Here is an 18586-nt window from a genome sequence, read left to right on the forward strand (position 1 = left end):
TTTCTATCTCATTCCTGCACGGGTTCTTCCGGTTCCTTCATTGCAGAAACATCTGCACGGAATCCATCGTTGGCAGCTCCTTCAAAGGCTTCCATCGGCCCGGACGGAGCAGCCTCTTCAGATTTACTCGCAGAATCGTTTATTTTAGCGGAAGGGGCAGCATTTTCCCCGCTTATCTCCCCTGCCTCCCGTTCCGTTGTATCCAAGCTTGCTTTCTTCACTTCGCCAAGCGGATTCTGCTCGATGGCCGCACGCACCTGAAATTCCTGCAAATGTGTATAGATCTGAGTTGTTCCGACGCTGCTGTGACCCAAAAGCTGTTTGAGCGTCAGGATATCCACATTGCCGGTCTGGTACATCAGGGTCGCGGCGGTATGGCGCAGCTTATGGGTCGAAAAGCCTTTCAGCCCGGCCGCTTTCATTGCGCTGGTCACCAATTGCTCTACCCGCCGGTTCGAGATGCGATCCTTCCGGCGGCGGGTCACAAAAACGGCCTTTTCCTTGGGGTCGAGGCCCTCCATCGTATTGCGCTTTTTCAGGTAGAGCTGCAGCGCCTCAATACAGGCATCGTTCAGGTAGACCATCCGTTCCTTGTGGCCCTTGCCGAACAGCCGGATCTGCCGCTGTTCCAGATCAATGTCACCAAGATCCATCCCCACCAGCTCGGAAAGGCGCATTCCGCAGTTCAAAAACAGCACCACCATGCAGTAATCCCGTTCCGGGAAATCGCTCTGGTACTGGGTGCTTTCCAGAAGCTCTCTGGACTGTTCTGCCGTCAGATACTTGGGCAGGACTTTATCCTGTTTCGGTGGTTTGATGGAAGCTGTCGGGTCCTGCGAGAGCCGGTTGACCTGATTGACCAGATAATCGTAGAACCCGTGCAGACTGGCCAGCCGCCGGGCGGTGGAGGATTTTTTGTTGCCGCATTCTCGGTTCAAAAAGTACAGATATTCGTAGATGTCTTCCTTTGTAACGCTGCCCCAGAAGGCCGTATCCAGCCCTTTGGGGTCGATCTCCTTCATCTCGGCATCTTCCGGCACAAGCCCCTTGCGGCGCTTCATAAAGCGGGAAAAGCCGCGCAGGTCGCAGTAATAGCTGAACGCCGTGTTCGCGCTTTTGCCCGCAATCACTTCCAGATACCGCACATACTCCACGATATCCGGCGAGGCATCATCAAACGGTTTGTGTTTGCTGGGATTCTTTTCATCAAGATAGATGGACATATCGTTTCCTTATCTCTTATAAGCGGTCATTTTTCAGCGCATGGATGGCGTCGGCGATATAGGCGGCGCCCACGAGCTTCATGCCGGGATAATCCGCCGGGTTCAGGTGCGCAAGGCTGTGCTTCGGCACAACGGCACGTTCAAAGCCGATGCGCTCTGCCTCCCGCAAACGCTGTTCCAGATTGGGCACACTGCGCACCTCGCCGCCAAGGCCGACTTCGCCGATGGCGATCAGCTTATCGCTGACCGGCTGATCCAACAGCGACGACACCATGCTCAGGCAGACGGCCAGATCGCAGGCGGTATCCCGCAGCGCGATGCCGCCGACGATGTTGATATACACATCCAGATTGCCGAAGAAATAGCCCGCCCGCTTTTCCAGCACCGCGATGAGAAGGTTCATGCGGTTGTAATCGTAGCCACTGCACGCACGGCGCGGTGCCGGGAAATTCGTCTTGGTGGCGAGGGCTTGGATCTCGCTCAGGATGGGGCGGCTGCCCTCCATCGTACAGGCGACGCAGTTGCCAGAAACCCCCAGTGGGCGGCCTTCCAGCAGCATCTGGGACGGGTTTTCGATTTCTTCCAGCCCCTGCCCTGTCATATCGAACATGCCGAGTTCATTCGTCGAGCCATAGCGGTTTTTGGCTGCGCGCAGGATGCGGTACGGGAGCATTTTGTCACCCTCAAAGTAAAGCACTGTATCCACGATGTGCTCCATGACTTTGGGGCCAGCAATGGCACCATCCTTGTTGACATGGCCGACGATGAACATGGGGATCTCCTGCCTTTTGGCCACGGCAAGCAGCCGGGCCGCGCTCTCCTTGACCTGACTGACCGTGCCGGACGAGGACGAGATATCCATGCAGCGCATCGTCTGGATGGAATCGATGACGACAAGGTCCGGCTTTTCCTTTTCGATGAGGCCGCAGATCTCGTCCACGTCGTTTTCGGCGGCCAGATAGATGTTCTCCTGCTGGATCTTCAGCCGGGCCGCGCGGAGTTTCACCTGCCGCACCGACTCCTCGCCGGTGATATACAACACCGTGTGCTGGTTCGAGATGGCCCCGCAAAGCTGGAGCAGCATCGTGGATTTGCCTACGCCCGGCTCGCCGCTGAGCAGCACCACTCCGCCCAGCACGATGCCGCCGCCCAGCACCCGGTCCAGTTCCGAGATGCCGGTCAGGATGCGGCTCTTTTCTTCGGTCGTACTGATATCGGCCAGACGCTTTGCCGTCAACGAGGTGACGCCCTCCTGCCGGGCCGGTGCCGCCTTGCTGCCCGAAAGGCCCGCTTTGGGTGCTTCCGCCACCACATCCTCGTTCATCGTGTTCCAGCTTCCGCAGCTGGGGCAGCGTCCCATCCAGCGCGGGCTTGTTTCCCCGCAGTTGGAGCAAACATAAACGGTTTTTAATTTCGGTTCTTTCATATACGCTCCTGTCAGGCCCGCCGGGCAGCGAGCCTGTTTTTGTTGTTCGTTCTTATATTACCACATCCGGCGGACCCCCGCAAGGAAAGCGCTTATTTTACCTCTACGATGGTAACGTTCTGGGCCGTGACATTGCTCTTGCTGAGCACGATGTCCCGGATCTGCGCCACCTGTGCCGCAGTCAGTGCATCGCCGGAGGTCATCACAGTCAGGTCGGCCCGGCCGGACTGTAAAAAGCAGAGACAATCTGCAAAGCCTTTGGCCCTGACCAAGGTTTCGATCTCATTTTCCGCGTTGAGGTCTTCGAGGCTGCCGGTCAATTGCTGGGTATAGCTCTTCTTTTCCTCGGCGGAGAGCGAAGCGGATTTCAGTGCCTTCTGCACAGCGTCCATGGCTTCGTCGTGGGCCTTGGTCCGCTTGAGCCGGGCTTCCTCAAAAAACTTGGAGCCGCTGTTGTTGGCCACGCTGACGAGCTGCGCCTCCCCGTAATTCTTGTTCGCACTGGAAACTGCTTCCGCCTCAGTCATCAGCCCGTCCATGATCGGGGCCGAGACGGCTTCCTCTGTTTCCACCGTAGCCGCTACATTGACGACATCCTCTTCCAGCGTCACGCCCGTCCGCGCATACTGCCAATTGAGGTAAACCGCCACAACAAGCGCCGCCGCAAGTGTGATGGCAGTCGCTTTTCGGGTATTTTTCGAAATGGCTCTCATGAAAATGCTCCTCCTTCTCTCAGCATCGCAAAGGCCGGTCAGCTCCGGCGCTGTGCTACAACGATCCGGTTTGCGGAAAGGTCCAGCAGCGCCCGCACAAGCTCTGTGATCTGTGCAGCCACCCGGATATCGCCACCGCCGTCGCAGACGACCGCAGCGCCGCAGACCTGCGGCAGATAGATCGTCTGTGCCAGCGCTGTGCCGTCCTCCAGCAGAACGTGTGTCTCCTGACTCTGGGTCTGTCCCGACTGCGTGTCCGTCGCATATACCGTTTCCTCCCCGCTTTCCAGTGTGATCATTACCGTCGTTGTTCCCGCCCCGTCGATCTGCTCGATCAATTCCTGAAGCTGTTTTTCCAACTGTTCCCGGTAAGCCGTTTCGTCTGCCGTAGCCAAGACGGGTGCCTTCACCGCGTTTGTGGGCAGCAGCTCGGAAAGCAGCAGCAGGATCATCGCCGCTGCCCCAAGCACCACCGCAAGTTTTGTGCGGTTCTGCTTTTCCAGCAGCGAGCGAAGTGTAAAGACCCCGGTCTTCTCCTGTCCTTCTTTCATGGCTGTATCTCCCCGCCGGGGGCATTCCATTCCGGTCTGACCCCCAGCGCTTCTTCCACGATCTTCTCCACCGCTTGCTGCTGCTCCGGGGTGCAGTCTGCTGCGGGCGTTACCGTAACGGAATCGACCGTAACGCTATCCGATGCGGAACGCAGGTCAAGCGTGACCCCGGCAGAGACGCCAGCCTCCCGCCGGAAGCGCTCTTCCAAGTCCTGCTCCAACTGCGTTTGTGTCTGAGCCAATGCAGCCTGTTCCAACGTTCCAAGCTCGACCGAAGAGACTGTGGGGACCGAAAACACGTTGCCTTCTGCCTTGAGCTGCGGAAGCACATGAAGCGCCGCTGCTAAAATATATAGCCCTGCCACCACTTTTATACCCCGCCGGGCCCAGCCGCTCTCTGTAATTTGTGCCACCAGTTCCGCGCAGATACACGCCGTGCAGAAAACCGCCATCGCCACCTTGAGTCCCTGCACCTCATCCACCTCCTACCACAAACAGCAAAGCCGTCCCGACCACGGCCAGCCCCGCAAACAGAGCCGTGACCGCCATCATGCAGCGCACCGCTTCGGCAAAGCAGCCAAGCAGCTCCTGCCCCCGTGCATTTCCGGTCAGGGAGCAGAGGACCCCGCAGCCGGAGAGCAGCCCAAGCTGCACCAGCATTCCCAGATAGACCGGAACAAATTCCGCCGCGATCGTCAGGAGCGCCGCCAGCCCCAGCCCGCTTTTCAAAAGCTGGACACTGGCCAGCACCGCCTCCGAAGCGTCGCTCAGCGTTTCGCCCACGATGGGGATGGTTCCCGTCAGGAGCTGGCCTGTGCGCAGGGCTGCGCGGTCAAGCTGCCACGCCGAAAACCGTTGCAGCCCCAAGAGCGCTGCCAGAAGTTTGCCCGCCCAGCTAAGGAGCTTCTGCAAAAAGCCGCCCAAGGCTCTGCAAAATCCAGAAAGACCCGCTTCGGTGCTGACACAGCACGCCATGCTCAGCGCGAGGTAACATTGCAGCAGCGGCGGGACCACGGCCGCCAACCCCTGCGCCAGAAAACAGAGCAGCGTCAGAAAAAAGCCGCTGGCCGATGCTCCGGCCGCGCTCTCGCCGCCCAACGTCAGAACCCCCGCATATACGGGCAGGAACCCCAGAAGAAAGCGGTTCCAGCTTTCGATCTGCACACAGAACTCGTCCGACAGCGCGACAAGCTTTTCCCACAGCAGCACCCCGCAGCCGCCCGCACAGACAAGATCCAGCAGGGTCCCATCCGCGCGTTCCCCCAGCAGCAGGGCGATCACCGCGCTCAGGATCAGAAACAGCAGCACCTGCGCATAGCCGCCGACCGCCTCCCGCAGCACGTCCCCCAGCTCCGCCGGGAAAAAACCGCGCAAGGTCTTGAGCGGATGATCCACCAGCTCGGTGGGCGATACCGGGCTTTGCTCCAGATACGGCCCCCAGAGGTCGCCCCCCGGAAGCAGAGTATAGAGTTCCTTCATCCTGTCATGCTCCCGATCCGCTGTAATATTTCCTCCAGCAGAGGCCATGCCGCCGCCAGTACCAGACACCGCCCCGCAAGCCACACGCACCACGCCAGAGAATCCGCCCCCGCTTCCTCGCAGAGGGTGCGGGTGTAATCCGTGAGCAGAAAAATGACCGCGCTCCGGACAAGGCAGGAAAAGGCCGCGCCTCCCGCCTGTTCCCCCAAACGCGCTACGCCAAGCAGGACGGACCGGAACGCCGCTCCCACCCGCACCAGAATCACCAGCGCTGCCGCCAGCGAAAGGAACAGCGCGTAGGACGGGACACTGCGCTTCAGCGCCGTATAGAGCAGCGCCGCCAGCAGCGCGATGCCGAAGACCGCCGTGAGCGTGTTCATAAGGAAAACAGCGATTTGATGGTCACAAACAGGACGCTGATCTGTTTGACCAGAATCGATAGTACGACCACAAGCCCCGCAAGGGTGGTCATCATCGCCTGATCCTCCCGCCCGGAACGGATCAGAAGCTGGTTCAGCACCGCCACGATGATGCCGATGGCCGCAATCTTGAAGATCAGATCGATTTCCATCTCCGTCATCCTTTCAAAGCAGTAGAATGGCCGCCGCCAGCCCCACAGAAAGGCCCATTTTATGCGCCAGCTCCATTGTAACGTTCAGGCGCGGCGTAAGGTCATCCCGGAACGCTTCGAACTGCGTGATGTACAGCGCAAGCCGCTGGCATTCCTGCTGCGCTTCCGCACGGCCAAGGCCCGCCATACAGTTTCGGAACGCGGCCTTTTCCCGCCGGGACAACTGCGGGAACGGTTCCAGCTCCTGCAGAGACCCGGCAGCTTGTCCGACCAGACCTTCCCGCTGCAAGCGAACAAATAAAGAAGCCAGATCTGCCCGGCGGAACTCGATCTCCCGGCGGATGCGGTCAAGTAATTCGATGGTTCTTTGAAGCGCCCGCTGATGCTCGGATGTCCGCACGCAGATGCTGTCCCCGACACACCAGCCGCAGAGCACAAGGCAGAGCGCCCCAAATCCGCGCAGACTGCTTCCGCTCATAAAAACCGGACCTCCCGGATCTGGCCCGGCGCCGTCCGGCCTTGGAGCCAGACCAGAACCTTCACCGCGCCGCGGGCTTGCAAAGCCTGTACCTGCGGTCGGCCGACCGCTTCTTCCGGGGTCCCAGCGTGAAGGGTCGCAACGAAATCCACGCCGCTGAACATGCCTTGTTCCAGCGCGGAAACCTCTTCCATGCCGCCCAGCTCGTCCAACAGCAAAACCTGCGGCGATAGGGTCCGCAGCGCCATCTGCACAGCCTGTCCCTTCGGGATGCCGGAAATGACGTCCAGCGCCTCGCCGGGGAAAGTCCGCCGGGGCATTCCGGCAAACAGCTCCCGCCGTTCGTCGATGACGGAGACGAGCTTTTTCTGCCGGGCAAGCTCCTGCGCCATGCTCCGCAGCACCGTCGTCTTGCCGCTGCCCGGTTCGCCGACAAGAAGCATCCCGATGAAATGTTCCTGCAATGCGGCACGCAGCTCTTCGGGAAGGTCGATCGTTTTTTCCCGCGCGATGCGGAGGTTCACTGAGGTCAGCTCCTGCAGCACGATGCCCTGTTCCGCCGTCTGCAAAAACTGCCCGCCTAGACCGGCCCGGCACCCGGACGCAAGGGTGACATACCCCTGCGCGATCTCCGTCTGGTGGGTGTGGACCGAACCGCCGCAAAGGGTGAAAAGGATCTCTTCCATCTGCGGCGGGGTCAGGCGAAGCGTTTGCAGCGCTTTTCCTTCCCGTCCCAGTTCCTGCGGGGCATATACCGCACCGCGCACCGTAAACATCGGCGTACACCCCACCCGCAGCCGCACTTCCTGTACCTGCGGCGCAAGCGTGCTTGGCAGCTCCAGCAGCGGACGCGCCAGCCAGCTCGGCAGAGCTTGGATCACCTGATCATACTCGTCCATCTTCCGTTTCTCCTTCCGCGTCTCTTGCCATCACTTTATGCGGCAGGGCGGAAAGTAGAACCACGCAAAAAGCCCGCACAGCGGCAGTTGCTGTACGGGCTTATAAAATCGGACTCTATGGAATTATGCTTCGGGGGTCGGTTCGTCGTCACGCAGCATGGCGAGGAACTCTTCCTCCGTCAGCACCGGGATACCCAGCGCCTGTGCCTTGGTGAGCTTAGATCCAGCCGCCGTTCCGGCCACGACATAGGCCGTCTTTTTGGAGACGGAACCGCTGGCCTTGCCGCCGTTTTTCACGATCAGCGCCTCGGCCTCGTTGCGGGAGAGCGTTTCCAGCGTGCCGGTCACTACCAGCGTTTTGCCCGCCAGCTTATCGCCCTTGGGCTCACCCTTCCACTGCATGTTCAGCCCGGCATCTGCCAGCCGATGAATCAGGTCGGTCGTGCCGTCCTTCGCAAAGAACTCGGTCACGCTCTGAGCCATCACGCCGCCGAAGCCATCGATCTCACTGATCTGCTCTTCGGTGGCTTCGCGGATGGCTTCCAGCGAACCGAAATGTTCTGCCAGCAGAGCCGCTGCCTTATCGCCGATATTTCGGATGCCGAAACCAAACAACAGCTTATCCAGATTGTTCTGCTTGGAGTTTTCGATGGCTTGCAGCAGGTTGGTGGCGCTCTTTTCCTTGAATTTTTCCAGCGTCAGCAGCTGTTCCAGCGTCAAATCGTAAAGGTCTGCCGCCGAATGCACCAGCCCTTTTTCGACCAGCTGGGCCGCCACAGCGGCGCCAAGGCCGTCGATGTCCATGGCGTCGCGGGAGGCAAAATGGATGATGTTCCGCAGCGACTGCGCCGGGCACTCCGGGTTGACGCACCGCAGCGCCGCCTCGTCTTCCAGATGCACCACCGGCGCGCCGCAGGAGGGACAGACTTCCGGCATCTGATAAGGCTCTGCCTCTGCTTCGTGGCGGGTCACGCCGATGACTTCCGGGATGATATCGCCCGCCTTGCGCACCTGAATGGTATCCCCGATGCAAAGGCCGAGCTGACGGATGAAATCCTCATTGTGCAGGGTGGCGCGGGCGACCGTTGTGCCCGCCAGAAAGACCGGGTCAAAACAGGCCGTGGGGGTCAGCACGCCGGTGCGGCCCACGGCAACTTCGATGCTGCGCAGGGTCGTCTCCTTGACTTCCGGTGGGTACTTGAACGCGATGGCCCAGCGCGGGAATTTATTGGTCGAACCCATCCGGTCACGCTGTGCAAAATCGTTCACCTTGATCACGGCACCGTCCATGTCAAAGTCGAGGGTCGAACGGCTCTGGCCGATCTGCTCGATCTCTGCAATGGCGGTTTCGATGTCGTGCACTACATGGTAGCGGGGCGAGACCGGCAGCCCAAGGCTCTTGAGGTAATCCAGACTTTCGGCGTGGGTCGTCAGCTCCTTGCCGCGGATCTGCTGAACGTTGAACACAAAGATGGACAGGCCGCGGCTCCCGGTGATCTTGGCGTCTTTCTGGCGCAGCGACCCGGCGGCCGCATTGCGCGGGTTTTTGAACGGTGCCGCGCCCTGCAGCTCCTGCTCAGCGCACAGGTGCTGGAAGGCCTCGTGGGGCATATACACCTCACCGCGCACTTCCAGAAATTCCGGTGCGTTTTTGAGCTGTTTCGGGATGCGCTTGATGGCCTTGACGTTGGCGGTCACATCCTCGCCGACCACGCCATCGCCGCGGGTCGAAGCCCGCACCAGCATTCCATTCTCGTACTCCAAGCTGCAGGAAAGGCCGTCGATCTTGATCTCGACCACATATTCCGGTTCCACGCCCGCTTCCCGCACTCGGCGGTCAAAGTCACGCAATTCCTCAAACGAAAATGCGTCCAGCAGGCTCTCCATCTTGACGGCGTGCGTGACCTTGGCAAACCGTCCGCTAGGGGTGCCGCCGACGTGCTGGGTCGGCGAAGTCGGCGTGACCAACTCCGGGAACTGCGCTTCCAGTTCCTTCAGCTCCCGCGTCAGGGCATCGTATTCAAAATCCTCCAGTTCAGGGGCGTCCTGATCGTAGTATAATCGGTTGTTCTTTTCGATCACGGTGCGCAGCTCTTCCACGCGCTTTTTTGCTTGCTCCAGTTCCAAATGGTCCACTCTCCTTTATCCTCTTTATTATACCACACCACGACCCTTCCTTCGAGGGATTTTTTAAACCGCTGCATCGCGATGTTTGACGCATTTCCGCTGTATACAAATTGTATTTTTGCCGTTTCCGCAGATTGTTGAGCTTCCTAAACTCAGTCCAGTTTCAGTTTCCTTTCGATTTACTCCTTGTTTTATTTTTAAAGTTTCAATCGTTGTGCTGTTCTTTTCCGAACATAGGATTTTACAAACTGCTTTGCAGGATTTTCTGGATCTCCGGCAGATCTTTTGCAAAACAGATGCCCTCCTGCCGTTCCTTAGAGGACAGGCCCAGCTCGATCATATGATCCAGCAGCATCCGCAGCCCGGTATAGTAGCCGTCCAGATCGTACAGGATACAGGGGGCTTCCAAGTGCTTGAGCGACACCTTGGACATCACCTCCGCGATCTCTTCCAGTGTCCCGGTGCCGCCGGGGAACGCAATGAAAGCATCCCCCAGCTCGATCATCTTCGTCTTGCGCTCCGTCATGTCCTTCGTGACGATCAAATCGGTCAGGCCGTCGTGCTGCAGCTCCCCCTTCACGAAGAACTCCGGCTCCACGCCGGTCACCTCGCCGCCCGCTGCGAGGACGCTGTCGGCCAGCACCCCCATCAGGCCGCAGCGGGAGCCGCCATAGATCAGCGCGTTTCCGCTCTCCCCGATCCATTTGCCCAGTTCCTGCACCGCCGTTTTCAGTGCCGGGTCCGTTCCCTCGTTTGCTCCAAGATAAACCGTAATGTTCATCGTTTTTCCTTTCTTCGCATGGAGTCCTACAAAAAAGGAGCCATCCTCTTAAAAGGACAGCTCCTTCAGAAGCTTATGAAACAATCAGATGCTGATCGTATTGGCAAGACATCCTTTCATCAGAAACTCATCGTACCATCGTAAAAATACGTTCGTTTTGCACGCTCAATATCAGTCCGTTTTTTGTCTCGTCAAGTCCATCTGCTGCTCGGTTGCGTTCCCTAAATTTTTCTGCAACGTAGGATGTTGCCCCTATTCATTTATCAAGTCCCATTCATCCGGCATCCAGTCATGCACTCTTGTTGCATTTCTGCCCGAACGCCCTAAATTATACCACACTCGCTCAAAAAAGAAAACACCCTGTCAAAACTGCGTTTCTTTCCGAACTGTTCATCGGAAATATCAGTCTGACAGGGTGTTTTCTTCCATTTTGAAATTTTACTTGCTGCTCTTCCCCTGCATCTGGTCAAGCAGTTCGTCTGCTCGGATGGCTTCCGGCGTGAACGAGTTGTTCTCCCACCAGTTCACGAGGGCCACAACCACCGTGATGATCGTCGTCACGAGCTGATTGACCGTTTCATTGTCGATGGGGATCACGCTGTGGCCTCCCGCGCTGAGCAGCTGATTGATAAGCGCCAGAGCCAGACAGATGGTTCGCACGATGGTCGCCGTCGATACTTTCTTGTCCATTTTGAAATCCTCCGTTATGCGTTGTGAATGGGTAACGCCTTGGCGCGGTTGTACAATTCTGTTCCGGTGCCGTTTCCGCCCATCACATGATAGGTCTTGTACAGGTAGCCAAGATTCCGCAGTCCGTCCTGTGTGACGTATCCCAATTCGATGAATCGGTAACATTCGCTGTAGATGCGGTCGTGCAGCAGTGCCAATACCGCGTTCCAGAGGGCCTTGATCTTCGGCAGCGCCGCGAGAATGCCTGCGCCGATCAGGGTGCAGACCCATTGGGCCCAGTATTCTACGAGAATATGCCACATCGGGGTCACACCTCCTTCATCCGGCTCAGACCCGCCCGCTGGATGATGGCCGGGTAGTCCTTGTAGGCATGGCTCAGGTCCACAGGGCCGCTCACACCGGGAATCTTGCCCTTGTTGGTGTACTGCCACATGCCGTGCTTGCGGGAGGGCCGCTTCGAGCGGTAGTCGGCGATCCACAGGTCAAAGTCGGTCAGCTCGTGCATTGCAAGGGCGGTGTCGGCGAAGTTCGTGTAGGTGTACACCATAGCGTACAGCCCCCACTTTTCGATCTGCTTTGCCTCCATTTTGATGAGCTGGGCAAGGCTTTCGGGACTCAGCGCTTTCAGGAAGGGGTCTTCTACGTCCACCGCGATGGGCAGAGTGAAGGTCTTCCCTTCCAGCGCGACTTTCAGCTTCGCCAGCTCTTTTGTAGCATAGTCGATGGTGGTTCCCTTCGTGTAATAGTACGCCCCTACCGGCAGCCCGGCTTCCACGCAGCCCCAGTAGTTTTTCTCGAAGGTTGGATCGATGTAGATGCCGCCGTATGCTGTGCTGGTCGAAACTGTCCGCAGCATCACGCCGTCGATTTTACCGCTGGCCTTGACTTTCTTCCAGTCGATGTTTCCCTGCCAACGGGAAACGTCCATGATTTCAGGCATGGTCTGCCTCCTTACTTTTCTTTCTTGCACTGCATGATCTCGTTCCGCTTCTCCTCAGTGATGACGCCCTTGCGCACGTAAATTTTCAGCATGGCCTCCGAGATACGGCCCTGTACCCAGCGTTCTTTCAGTGTTTCAATGTTCATATCAGTTTCCTCCCTTAATTTTCATCCGGCATATTCATCACCACGAGGTCTTCCAGTGCGTCCGCGATGCGGGTTTGGTCGTCCACGGTGTTGGAGACGGGCGGGTTGTCCTCGAAGTCCTCGATGGCGGCCAGATATTCTTCGTCGGTGGTGCAATTGCTGAAATCGCAGCCCGCCTTCCGCATCATGTCCACATAATCGTCAAAGACAAGGGCGACGCTGCCGTTGATGACGCCGCCGCCCACGATCATCTTGGCCATGCGGGCCCAAGGGTAGCGGTTGAGCCACTGCTCTGCGGTCAGGGTCTCACCCACCGGGGTGATGACGTCAGATTTGTTGTCGTAAATTTTGTAACGTGCCATTTTGATTTTTCCTCCTGCGTCAGTCAATGGTGTAGACGTCTACAATATCTTTGTCGGAAGTACCTCCGGATGAAGAAGAGATTCCACCTGCAAAGAGTACATAGTTTCCAATAACAGCAGCGGCCCCATCGGATCTTTCATCGCTTAGTGGTGCCATCATAAAGCATGTCAGTGAGTCGTTGTAGGCTACTACATAATACTTGTCAGCAAAGATAGCGTAATTTTCAGACGAGGCTGCGGCCATTTCATATGAGTCTCGGTTAGGAACTGTAACGCTTCTCTTTGTAAGGGACGCGTCATAAGCGTTGATCGTAAATGGCGGAAGAGCAGCGACACCAACCCGAAATAGCACATACGACGATCCGATAGATGCGCTGCACCGCACTGAATCAATACCACTATCTATTGCTGTAACGGATATCCGCGTCAAAGAGGCATTATACGCATCAACATCGGCACAATAACTAGGGTTTAATAGAGTGCCCGCAACACCTCCGGCAAAGAGCGCATAGTTGCCGACTTTGCCGCCACAAACAGCACGCTTTGCCTTGGATAGTGTAATGCTGCTCAGAGTTAAGGAACTATTGATCGTGTTTATTGTACTAACTGGCTTTTTTGCACCAAACCGCGGAATCAAGCTTCCTCCGGCAAAGAGCGCATAGTTGCCAACGTTGGCAACTCCTTTGCCAGTACGGGCTTCTACAGTCGTGCCAATGTTGTTACTTATTTTTGTCAGGGAGTTATTATAAATGACATAACTATCCGCGACATAATCAAGAACTGAATTGCTGAGATCATTTGTAGCGATGATTGCATACTGTCCTACGGATGTGGCGATGTGCACTCCATACTTTTCGAGACCAGCGGGTTTTGTTCGCGTAAGGCTTCGATTGTATGCGTCTACAACATTACTGTAATTGCCATTATTCCCTCCTGCAAAAAGCGCATAACCTCCGATTGCAGTGGCGGTAAGCTCGCGTCTTGCCTCACTCAGCGCCGTTGCCCTTCCGTAGTACCTCAGCTCGCCGCCGCTCCAGAAGGCTCTTGCTTTGCCGTCTACGCCGACGTAGGCCTTTTTGATCTTCCGCGCCTTGTCATTGACGCTGACGTAGCCTTTCTTTGCTTTCCGGGTCTTGCCGCCGACTTCGGCGTATAGTTTCTTTGCCATAGCAGCCCCCTCACTCGTACACGATCAGAATTTTCCCGGTGGCGAGAGGGCTTCCCGCGCCGGGGTCGCTGGTCTGGAGGATGTACTTGCTGACCTGCGCATCCAGATTGGTTTTGTCTTCGGCGCTCATCAGCCCCGCCTTGCTGGTCGTTGCGTTGCCGTAGGTCGTGTCCTGTTGGGGCGGAGTGTAACCGAGCGCGTTGATGACCTGCTGCTTCGTCGGGTCCGGGACCTTCGTCAGGAATTTCTTGTTTGCTTCTTCTTTTGTGTAGTAACTCGCCGGGTCCATGCCGGAGCCGACGACCATGGGGCCTAATGCCATCGTTCCTTCCTCCTATCGTACGATGTAATACGTTGCCGTGATAGCAGCGGTGGGCACATATTGTGCGCGGATGCGCAATTTTCCTGCGAGCGACTCGCTGACCGTGCAGATACCCGCTGCCTTGGCCGCTGCGCTGGGCGGAACAATGACACAGACCACATCATTTGCCGTCAGTCCGGAAATGGCGATGTCCACATACTTCGGAAATGTCGAATTGTCTGACATCCACCCGCTTGCCGGAATCGTCAGGCTCTGCACGGCCACCTTGTCGGCTTTCTTTCCCGACAGCTCCGTGACAGTCTTGCTGACGGAATCTGACAGTTCCGAGATCTTCACCATGCACTTAGCGTGCAGTTGTTTGAGCTGTGCAAGCGAGGGCACCGGCTTTTTCGTGTCAGCCATTTTGAAATCTCCCTTCTGCTCAGCCGCCGTAGACTTCCTTGATGAGGGCCGCCACCTCTTCGTCGGTGGCCATCCGCACGTTGGCAAGGTCGATGCTGTCCAGCTTGGCCTTGTCTGCCTTGCTCATCCGGCCGTCCTGCGTGGAAGACGCCAGCGGGTAGGTGGTATCCTGCGCCGGGATGCCCAGCGCGGTGATGTCCGCCTTCGTGACCGCCACCGCGTTGCTCACATGGCCGCTGGCATCCACGGTGATCTTATACAGTCCGCTGGCCCGCACAGTATAGGTGGGATGAACATACTTGTTCGCGCCCTCAGCGATGCCGTCCAGCTTGGTCTTGTAAGTATTCGTGAAATCGTGGGTGCTCAGACCTTTGCCGGTCTCCTTGTCCACCTTGCCGGAAATATCTACAAAGCCCGCCAGCACGTCCCACTTGTAGGTGTTCTCCATTTTGATGCAGACAACATTGGTGCCCTTCGGGTAGTTGCTGCCTGCACCCTCCACGAAGCTCGTGTTGGTCGTGAAAGCGTCCGTCACATTGTAGACATTGCCGAGGATGCTTTCGCCCAGTACCGGGAGGTTTGCAAAGATCAGGGAACCGGCGGGTTTATACACCGCGCTGATCTTCGCGTTGACCTCTTCCTTGGTGTAGGCGTCCCCGATGCCGTAGCCGCTCAGGGTCGTTGATTTCACGGCCTTTTCGTTCAGGATGGCGATCAGGGCCTGATCGAGGTCGCCTTGGGACACCTGTGCCCGGTAGGCCATCTGGGCCAGTCCTTTGACCGAGACATCCACTCCGTTCACTTGTATGGTGCCGTCTGCCGACCCGGTGGTCACAAGAATGTCCACCATCTTCTGTACGATGGCCAGCGCCTTGCCGTTGACCTTCACACCTTCCAGCACGTTTGCCTGCGGGCCGACCTTCTCGATGGTTTCCAGCCGTCCGGTAAGGTTGTCTGAGATCTCTTTGTTCTTTGCGGCGATCTCCTGCAATTGCTTGAGCGACGCCAATACGGTTTCTGCCATAATTCTTCCTCCTCATCAAGAGCCGTAGATTTGCTTCATCATGGCATCAAATTCTTTGTCCGATGCCACTCTGGAGGTCACGCTGCCAGCGCTGGAAACGTCCAGACCGTCGCCGATCATCACAAGGCCCAGCTCCGTTCTCGTGGCCGGAGTGTTCACCGGTTCCTCCTTCTTCAGGAGCGAAACGTTCACATCGATGTTTTTCTGCGGCGCGGTGTACGCAAAGAACCGCAGACAGCCGGTCTTCGTCTCCATCACGGTGGCAAGGCCCGCTTTCTCCGCTTCCTCGAACTCCGAAAGGCTCGTCAGGCCCATGGGGATCAGGGCCGGGGTGCATTCCTCTACCGGGATATCACAGTAGTACGGGTAGACCCCAAAAGCGCTCTCCCCCTTCACCCAGCTTCCGGTGGGCAGGGTCAGCTCGTAATTCAGGGTGCCTACACCGTAGAGCGTCAGCAAAAGCTGTACATCGCCCGTCGGAATCAGGATAGAAAACAGCCGCACGCAGCCGTTCCGGGTCTCAATGCCCGCCGCGACGCCCGCCGTTACTGCCTCCACATGGGTCTCCAGACTCGTAGTGCAGAAGGGGGTGTACCGATCCGTCAGCTCTGCCACTTCAATGTCGCAGTAATACCGGTACGGTCCGATCGCTTCTTCCAGCGGCTTCCATGCGGTTTGCAGGGCCGTCAGGTTGTAGGTCTTGTAGTAGCCTCCGCTGTAGTCGTTCCGGGCATCGTTGATCGCGTCTTTCGCCTTTTCGGAGTAGCTCTTGGCACTTTCCTCGCTGCCCTTCGCAGCCTGCGCACTTTTTTCAGCAGCTTCTGCACTGCCCTTTGCCGCAGCCGCCGAGTCCGCGGACTTTCCGGCGCTTTTTTCCGCCGCCTCTTTGCTGGCTTTCGCGTTCTGTTCGCTCTTCTTTGCTGCCTCTTCGGATGCCTTGGCTCCGCTCGCCGCGTCGATGGCCTGTTTGGTCAATTTCACGCAGGTCTCGCCTAACAGTGCCAGCCATTCTCGTACTTCGCGCCCGTATAAGGCATTCCGGATGCCGGACGCGATCTGCTCCATAGTAAATGCCATTTTGAAAAATCTCCTATCACCCGTTCAGATGTGCCAGCACGCCCCGCAGACTCAGCTTTCCTTCCTTCGCCTTCTTTTCCGTGGCCTTCTGCTGGTCGCTCAGCTTCTTGGGTGTGAACCCGAAATGGAATTCCTTCCGGTCCGGCTGGTCGATGGTATTCACTACCTTCGTGCAGACATACCACCCGTCAATGCCGTGGGGTTCCGAGATGACATGGGTCTTGCCCAGCAACTCTAGCCGCCCGACTCGATATCCTCCTACGTCCGCCAGATCGATAGCCTCCACGTCCAGTTCCGGTTCCACGTCGTGCGGATACTTGTTCAGTTCCTCTTGGCAGAGCTTGTTCAACTCCGCCTCGGTGTTGCCCTCGTCTGTCACGAGCCATTTGGTGTGATAGCCGAATTTCTGGACCGAGGCGCTGTCTTCCGCGGCTCCGCCAACAAAATCCGTGGTCACCTGCTTGAAGATCCACCAGCCTTTCGAACTGCTCACGAGCTTGTCGGTTCGGACGCAGTTCACAAGGTTCGTCGGCAGGGTCTGCGTCAGGGTCAGATTCAGCATGTTCAGCCCATATCGCACTTCCTGATTGTTCGTGCTTGGCGGCTCCAGCAGATAATCGATGACGAAGAACAGAACAGCTTCACCGTTGGTCTCATAGCGCAGCTGAAGATATCCGTCGTATTCGTCTGTCAGGTAGGTCTGGATGATATTCCAGCGCGTTCCGATCACGGTGCCGCTGTCTGAAAGATCGACTTTCTTGCCAAGCAGCATGGTCACCTTGCCGTAATTGAAGGTCGGCACGCCCAAGGCGGAATCTCCGCTCGGTGATTCAATGTTGCTGATGGCCGTGTAAAGGATCGGCGCGCCGTTTGCAATGATGTCATCCGTCATATCGGTCAGGTAATGGCTCTTGGGGCGTAAGGTCACTTCGCTCTCTTCCAGCAGTCCGAGGATGGACTTCGCCATGATGGTCTTGCTCCCGTCGAAGTTCAGTGCGATCTCGCTTACATACCCGAAGAACAGCGTATCATTGACGTCCGTGACGCCGATCTTGGTCCGCTTGATGGCGAACTTGCCATAGTACGGGTTGTCCTTTGTGACGGTGAAGGTCAGTGTCGCGATCTCATTTTTCTCCTCGGTCAGGGTGATGTCATAGGCGTAAGGACGCTTGCTGAGATTCTTGTCCACATAATGCTCGTCGAAATAATCTCTGCCGTCTCCGTCATAATGGTAGATCAGCTCATGCGTCACCCACTGGAGGCCGTCGTAAATATCACGGCCCGTATAGGCGTCGTGCATGGCCGAGTCTTTCACGACTTTGCATTCTCCTGCAAAGATCTGATTGAACATCCTCTCACCTCACAAATACTTTGGTTGATACTGGATCGAAAAAACGGCTTTTTCGGTCGTCGATTTATTTTGAAGCCGGATTTCATAATTGTCGTAAAACGGGTCGTTCGACACGCTGAGCAATGTATAGTTCGCAGAACTGACATTGTTCCATGGCAGATCGTAACTCCACTCTTCCTTGTTCGTCGCATCTGTCTCGTAGTCTTTCCCTAAGCACATTCGGGTGTCCACATGGGCTTTTCCTTCCAGCAGTGTGATAAGGACTTCGCTGTAGTCACGGTCGCATGGTGGAAGCTGTACCCGCCGCACTTCTCCCGGTGCCAGTTCCAGCCGCCCGAATGGCTGCGGAGCCAGATCGCACTCGAAGTTCAGCTCGTCCCACAGCCAGTCCTCTTCCAAGGGCTTCGCCAGCTCCTTGTAGGGGTACAGCTTGTATTTCAGGGTGATCTTCGAGTAGTTCTGTGCCGCCGCGTAGTCATTCACCATCCAGACGCGCCCTTTGTAGATGAATGCGGGGTCATCATCCAGATGCACCGTCACGGCGTTCGGCCCGGTGTTCTGGGCTCCCAGCAGCGCGCCGATCTTGTGGTAGGCCGCATAAAGTCCCGGTGTGCCCCAACTGCTCCGCCAGCCGTCCGTGTCAATGTAAAAGTTCCAGCTTCCCTCCCGGTTATCGTACCGCCTTGTACCTGTCACGGTCCGATATAAGTCGAACCTACCGCTCCGGCCGGGTACGTCAACGGTGATGCGCCGCGGCTGGGGCGGAGCCACCAGAAGCTTTGTCGCCGGGATCAGGTGCAGGTCGTTTGCGGTGTGGTAGGCACCGATTTGCGCGTCGTGGCTCATGGGTGTCATC

Annotated in this window: 24 protein-coding genes; all 24 read right to left on the reverse strand. The window is 57.3% G+C overall.

Annotated elements, in window-relative coordinates; all coding sequences use genetic code 11:
* Positions 1–8: 8 nt before the first annotated feature.
* Positions 9–1223 carry a tyrosine-type recombinase/integrase gene (locus C4N23_RS00105; protein WP_112143140.1) on the reverse strand — a complete coding sequence of 405 codons (1215 nt, stop codon included), beginning with the start codon at positions 1221–1223 and terminating at the stop codon, positions 9–11.
* 16 nt (positions 1224–1239) lie between these two features.
* Entirely contained in the window at positions 1240–2649 is a 1410-nt protein-coding gene (gene radA, locus C4N23_RS00110; protein ID WP_112143142.1) for a DNA repair protein RadA, read from the reverse strand.
* Between the two features lie 92 nt (positions 2650–2741).
* Positions 2742–3362: a SpoIIIAH-like family protein gene (locus C4N23_RS00115; RefSeq protein WP_112143144.1), complete on the reverse strand. Its 621-nt coding sequence runs from the start codon at positions 3360–3362 to the stop codon at positions 2742–2744.
* Positions 3363–3400: 38 nt separating this feature from the next.
* The gene (locus C4N23_RS00120; protein ID WP_112143146.1) at positions 3401–3913 is read right to left on the reverse strand and encodes a stage III sporulation protein AG; all 513 of its coding nucleotides are present in this window, start codon (positions 3911–3913) and stop codon (positions 3401–3403) included.
* A complete protein-coding gene (locus tag C4N23_RS00125; RefSeq protein ID WP_112143148.1) occupies positions 3910–4386 on the reverse strand; it encodes a hypothetical protein in 477 nt (158 codons plus the stop codon). The genes C4N23_RS00120 and C4N23_RS00125 overlap by 4 nt, the downstream gene beginning before the upstream one ends.
* Position 4387: 1 nt before the next feature.
* Entirely contained in the window at positions 4388–5392 is a 1005-nt protein-coding gene (locus C4N23_RS00130) for a stage III sporulation protein AE (protein WP_242983682.1), read from the reverse strand.
* The gene (locus C4N23_RS00135) at positions 5389–5772 is read right to left on the reverse strand and encodes a SpoIIIAC/SpoIIIAD family protein (RefSeq protein WP_112143153.1); all 384 of its coding nucleotides are present in this window, start codon (positions 5770–5772) and stop codon (positions 5389–5391) included. Before C4N23_RS00135 ends, C4N23_RS00130 begins: the two co-directional genes overlap by 4 nt.
* Entirely contained in the window at positions 5769–5963 is a 195-nt protein-coding gene (gene spoIIIAC / locus C4N23_RS00140; protein WP_055188106.1) for a stage III sporulation protein AC, read from the reverse strand. The genes C4N23_RS00135 and spoIIIAC overlap by 4 nt, the downstream gene beginning before the upstream one ends.
* A 13-nt stretch (positions 5964–5976) precedes the next feature.
* On the reverse strand, positions 5977–6441 hold the full coding sequence (locus C4N23_RS00145) for a hypothetical protein (RefSeq protein WP_112143155.1): 465 nt from the start codon (positions 6439–6441) through the stop codon (positions 5977–5979).
* Positions 6438–7340: an ATPase, T2SS/T4P/T4SS family gene (locus tag C4N23_RS00150; protein ID WP_112143158.1), complete on the reverse strand. Its 903-nt coding sequence runs from the start codon at positions 7338–7340 to the stop codon at positions 6438–6440. The genes C4N23_RS00145 and C4N23_RS00150 overlap by 4 nt, the downstream gene beginning before the upstream one ends.
* A gap of 123 nt (positions 7341–7463) precedes the next feature.
* On the reverse strand, positions 7464–9476 hold the full coding sequence (gene ligA / locus C4N23_RS00155; RefSeq protein WP_112143160.1) for an NAD-dependent DNA ligase LigA: 2013 nt from the start codon (positions 9474–9476) through the stop codon (positions 7464–7466).
* Between the two features lie 232 nt (positions 9477–9708).
* Entirely contained in the window at positions 9709–10248 is a 540-nt protein-coding gene (locus C4N23_RS00160; RefSeq protein WP_055188115.1) for an LOG family protein, read from the reverse strand.
* A gap of 438 nt (positions 10249–10686) precedes the next feature.
* Complete coding sequence (locus C4N23_RS00165) at positions 10687–10938, reverse strand: phage holin (RefSeq protein ID WP_112143163.1); 252 nt, start codon at positions 10936–10938, stop codon at positions 10687–10689.
* A 14-nt stretch (positions 10939–10952) separates the two neighbouring features.
* Positions 10953–11240, reverse strand: coding sequence for a hypothetical protein (locus C4N23_RS00170; RefSeq protein WP_112143166.1), 288 nt, complete (start codon positions 11238–11240; stop codon positions 10953–10955).
* A 5-nt stretch (positions 11241–11245) separates the two neighbouring features.
* On the reverse strand, positions 11246–11878 hold the full coding sequence (locus C4N23_RS00175) for a GH25 family lysozyme (protein ID WP_112143169.1): 633 nt from the start codon (positions 11876–11878) through the stop codon (positions 11246–11248).
* 11 nt (positions 11879–11889) lie between these two features.
* Entirely contained in the window at positions 11890–12024 is a 135-nt protein-coding gene (locus tag C4N23_RS14285; protein WP_280953100.1) for a hypothetical protein, read from the reverse strand.
* A 14-nt stretch (positions 12025–12038) separates the two neighbouring features.
* On the reverse strand, positions 12039–12386 hold the full coding sequence (locus C4N23_RS00180) for a hypothetical protein (protein WP_112143171.1): 348 nt from the start codon (positions 12384–12386) through the stop codon (positions 12039–12041).
* A 19-nt stretch (positions 12387–12405) separates the two neighbouring features.
* A complete protein-coding gene (locus C4N23_RS00185) occupies positions 12406–13554 on the reverse strand; it encodes a hypothetical protein (RefSeq protein ID WP_112143173.1) in 1149 nt (382 codons plus the stop codon).
* Between the two features lie 10 nt (positions 13555–13564).
* Positions 13565–13876 (reverse strand): hypothetical protein, encoded by a 312-nt coding sequence (locus tag C4N23_RS00190; protein WP_112143175.1) that lies wholly within the window; start codon positions 13874–13876, stop codon positions 13565–13567.
* A gap of 12 nt (positions 13877–13888) precedes the next feature.
* Positions 13889–14278: a hypothetical protein gene (locus tag C4N23_RS00195; protein ID WP_112143178.1), complete on the reverse strand. Its 390-nt coding sequence runs from the start codon at positions 14276–14278 to the stop codon at positions 13889–13891.
* Between the two features lie 19 nt (positions 14279–14297).
* The gene (locus C4N23_RS00200) at positions 14298–15302 is read right to left on the reverse strand and encodes a hypothetical protein (protein ID WP_112143180.1); all 1005 of its coding nucleotides are present in this window, start codon (positions 15300–15302) and stop codon (positions 14298–14300) included.
* Between the two features lie 15 nt (positions 15303–15317).
* A complete protein-coding gene (locus C4N23_RS00205; RefSeq protein WP_112143182.1) occupies positions 15318–16379 on the reverse strand; it encodes a hypothetical protein in 1062 nt (353 codons plus the stop codon).
* 16 nt (positions 16380–16395) lie between these two features.
* Positions 16396–17730: a hypothetical protein gene (locus C4N23_RS00210; RefSeq protein ID WP_112143185.1), complete on the reverse strand. Its 1335-nt coding sequence runs from the start codon at positions 17728–17730 to the stop codon at positions 16396–16398.
* A 9-nt stretch (positions 17731–17739) separates the two neighbouring features.
* Positions 17740–18585 (reverse strand): hypothetical protein, encoded by an 846-nt coding sequence (locus C4N23_RS00215; protein WP_112143187.1) that lies wholly within the window; start codon positions 18583–18585, stop codon positions 17740–17742.
* Between the last annotated feature and the right edge of the window lies 1 nt (position 18586).

Source organism: Faecalibacterium hattorii, from assembly GCF_003287455.1.
Classification (GTDB): Bacteria; Bacillota; Clostridia; order Oscillospirales; family Ruminococcaceae; genus Faecalibacterium; species Faecalibacterium hattorii.

Bases quoted from the DNA above. Each gene is read 5' to 3' on its own strand.
- C4N23_RS00180 (WP_112143171.1), bottom strand. From the start codon at position 12,386: ATGGCACGTTACAAAATTTACGACAACAAATCTGACGTCATCACCCCG.
- C4N23_RS00145 (WP_112143155.1), bottom strand. From the start codon at position 6,441: ATGAGCGGAAGCAGTCTGCGCGGATTTGGGGCGCTCTGCCTTGTGCTC.
- C4N23_RS00160 (WP_055188115.1), bottom strand. From the start codon at position 10,248: ATGAACATTACGGTTTATCTTGGAGCAAACGAGGGAACGGACCCGGCA.
- C4N23_RS00115 (WP_112143144.1), bottom strand. From the start codon at position 3,362: ATGAGAGCCATTTCGAAAAATACCCGAAAAGCGACTGCCATCACACTT.
- C4N23_RS00215 (WP_112143187.1), bottom strand. From the start codon at position 18,585: ATGACACCCATGAGCCACGACGCGCAAATCGGTGCCTACCACACCGCA.
- C4N23_RS00185 (WP_112143173.1), bottom strand. From the start codon at position 13,554: ATGGCAAAGAAACTATACGCCGAAGTCGGCGGCAAGACCCGGAAAGCA.
- C4N23_RS00130 (WP_242983682.1), bottom strand. From the start codon at position 5,392: ATGAAGGAACTCTATACTCTGCTTCCGGGGGGCGACCTCTGGGGGCCG.
- C4N23_RS00150 (WP_112143158.1), bottom strand. From the start codon at position 7,340: ATGGACGAGTATGATCAGGTGATCCAAGCTCTGCCGAGCTGGCTGGCG.
- C4N23_RS00200 (WP_112143180.1), bottom strand. From the start codon at position 15,302: ATGGCAGAAACCGTATTGGCGTCGCTCAAGCAATTGCAGGAGATCGCC.
- C4N23_RS14285 (WP_280953100.1), bottom strand. From the start codon at position 12,024: ATGAACATTGAAACACTGAAAGAACGCTGGGTACAGGGCCGTATCTCG.
- radA (WP_112143142.1), bottom strand. From the start codon at position 2,649: ATGAAAGAACCGAAATTAAAAACCGTTTATGTTTGCTCCAACTGCGGG.
- C4N23_RS00135 (WP_112143153.1), bottom strand. From the start codon at position 5,772: ATGAACACGCTCACGGCGGTCTTCGGCATCGCGCTGCTGGCGGCGCTG.
- C4N23_RS00120 (WP_112143146.1), bottom strand. From the start codon at position 3,913: ATGAAAGAAGGACAGGAGAAGACCGGGGTCTTTACACTTCGCTCGCTG.
- spoIIIAC (WP_055188106.1), bottom strand. From the start codon at position 5,963: ATGGAAATCGATCTGATCTTCAAGATTGCGGCCATCGGCATCATCGTG.
- C4N23_RS00190 (WP_112143175.1), bottom strand. From the start codon at position 13,876: ATGGCATTAGGCCCCATGGTCGTCGGCTCCGGCATGGACCCGGCGAGT.
- C4N23_RS00210 (WP_112143185.1), bottom strand. From the start codon at position 17,730: ATGTTCAATCAGATCTTTGCAGGAGAATGCAAAGTCGTGAAAGACTCG.
- C4N23_RS00205 (WP_112143182.1), bottom strand. From the start codon at position 16,379: ATGGCATTTACTATGGAGCAGATCGCGTCCGGCATCCGGAATGCCTTA.
- C4N23_RS00105 (WP_112143140.1), bottom strand. From the start codon at position 1,223: ATGTCCATCTATCTTGATGAAAAGAATCCCAGCAAACACAAACCGTTT.
- C4N23_RS00165 (WP_112143163.1), bottom strand. From the start codon at position 10,938: ATGGACAAGAAAGTATCGACGGCGACCATCGTGCGAACCATCTGTCTG.
- C4N23_RS00175 (WP_112143169.1), bottom strand. From the start codon at position 11,878: ATGCCTGAAATCATGGACGTTTCCCGTTGGCAGGGAAACATCGACTGG.
- C4N23_RS00195 (WP_112143178.1), bottom strand. From the start codon at position 14,278: ATGGCTGACACGAAAAAGCCGGTGCCCTCGCTTGCACAGCTCAAACAA.
- C4N23_RS00170 (WP_112143166.1), bottom strand. From the start codon at position 11,240: ATGTGGCATATTCTCGTAGAATACTGGGCCCAATGGGTCTGCACCCTG.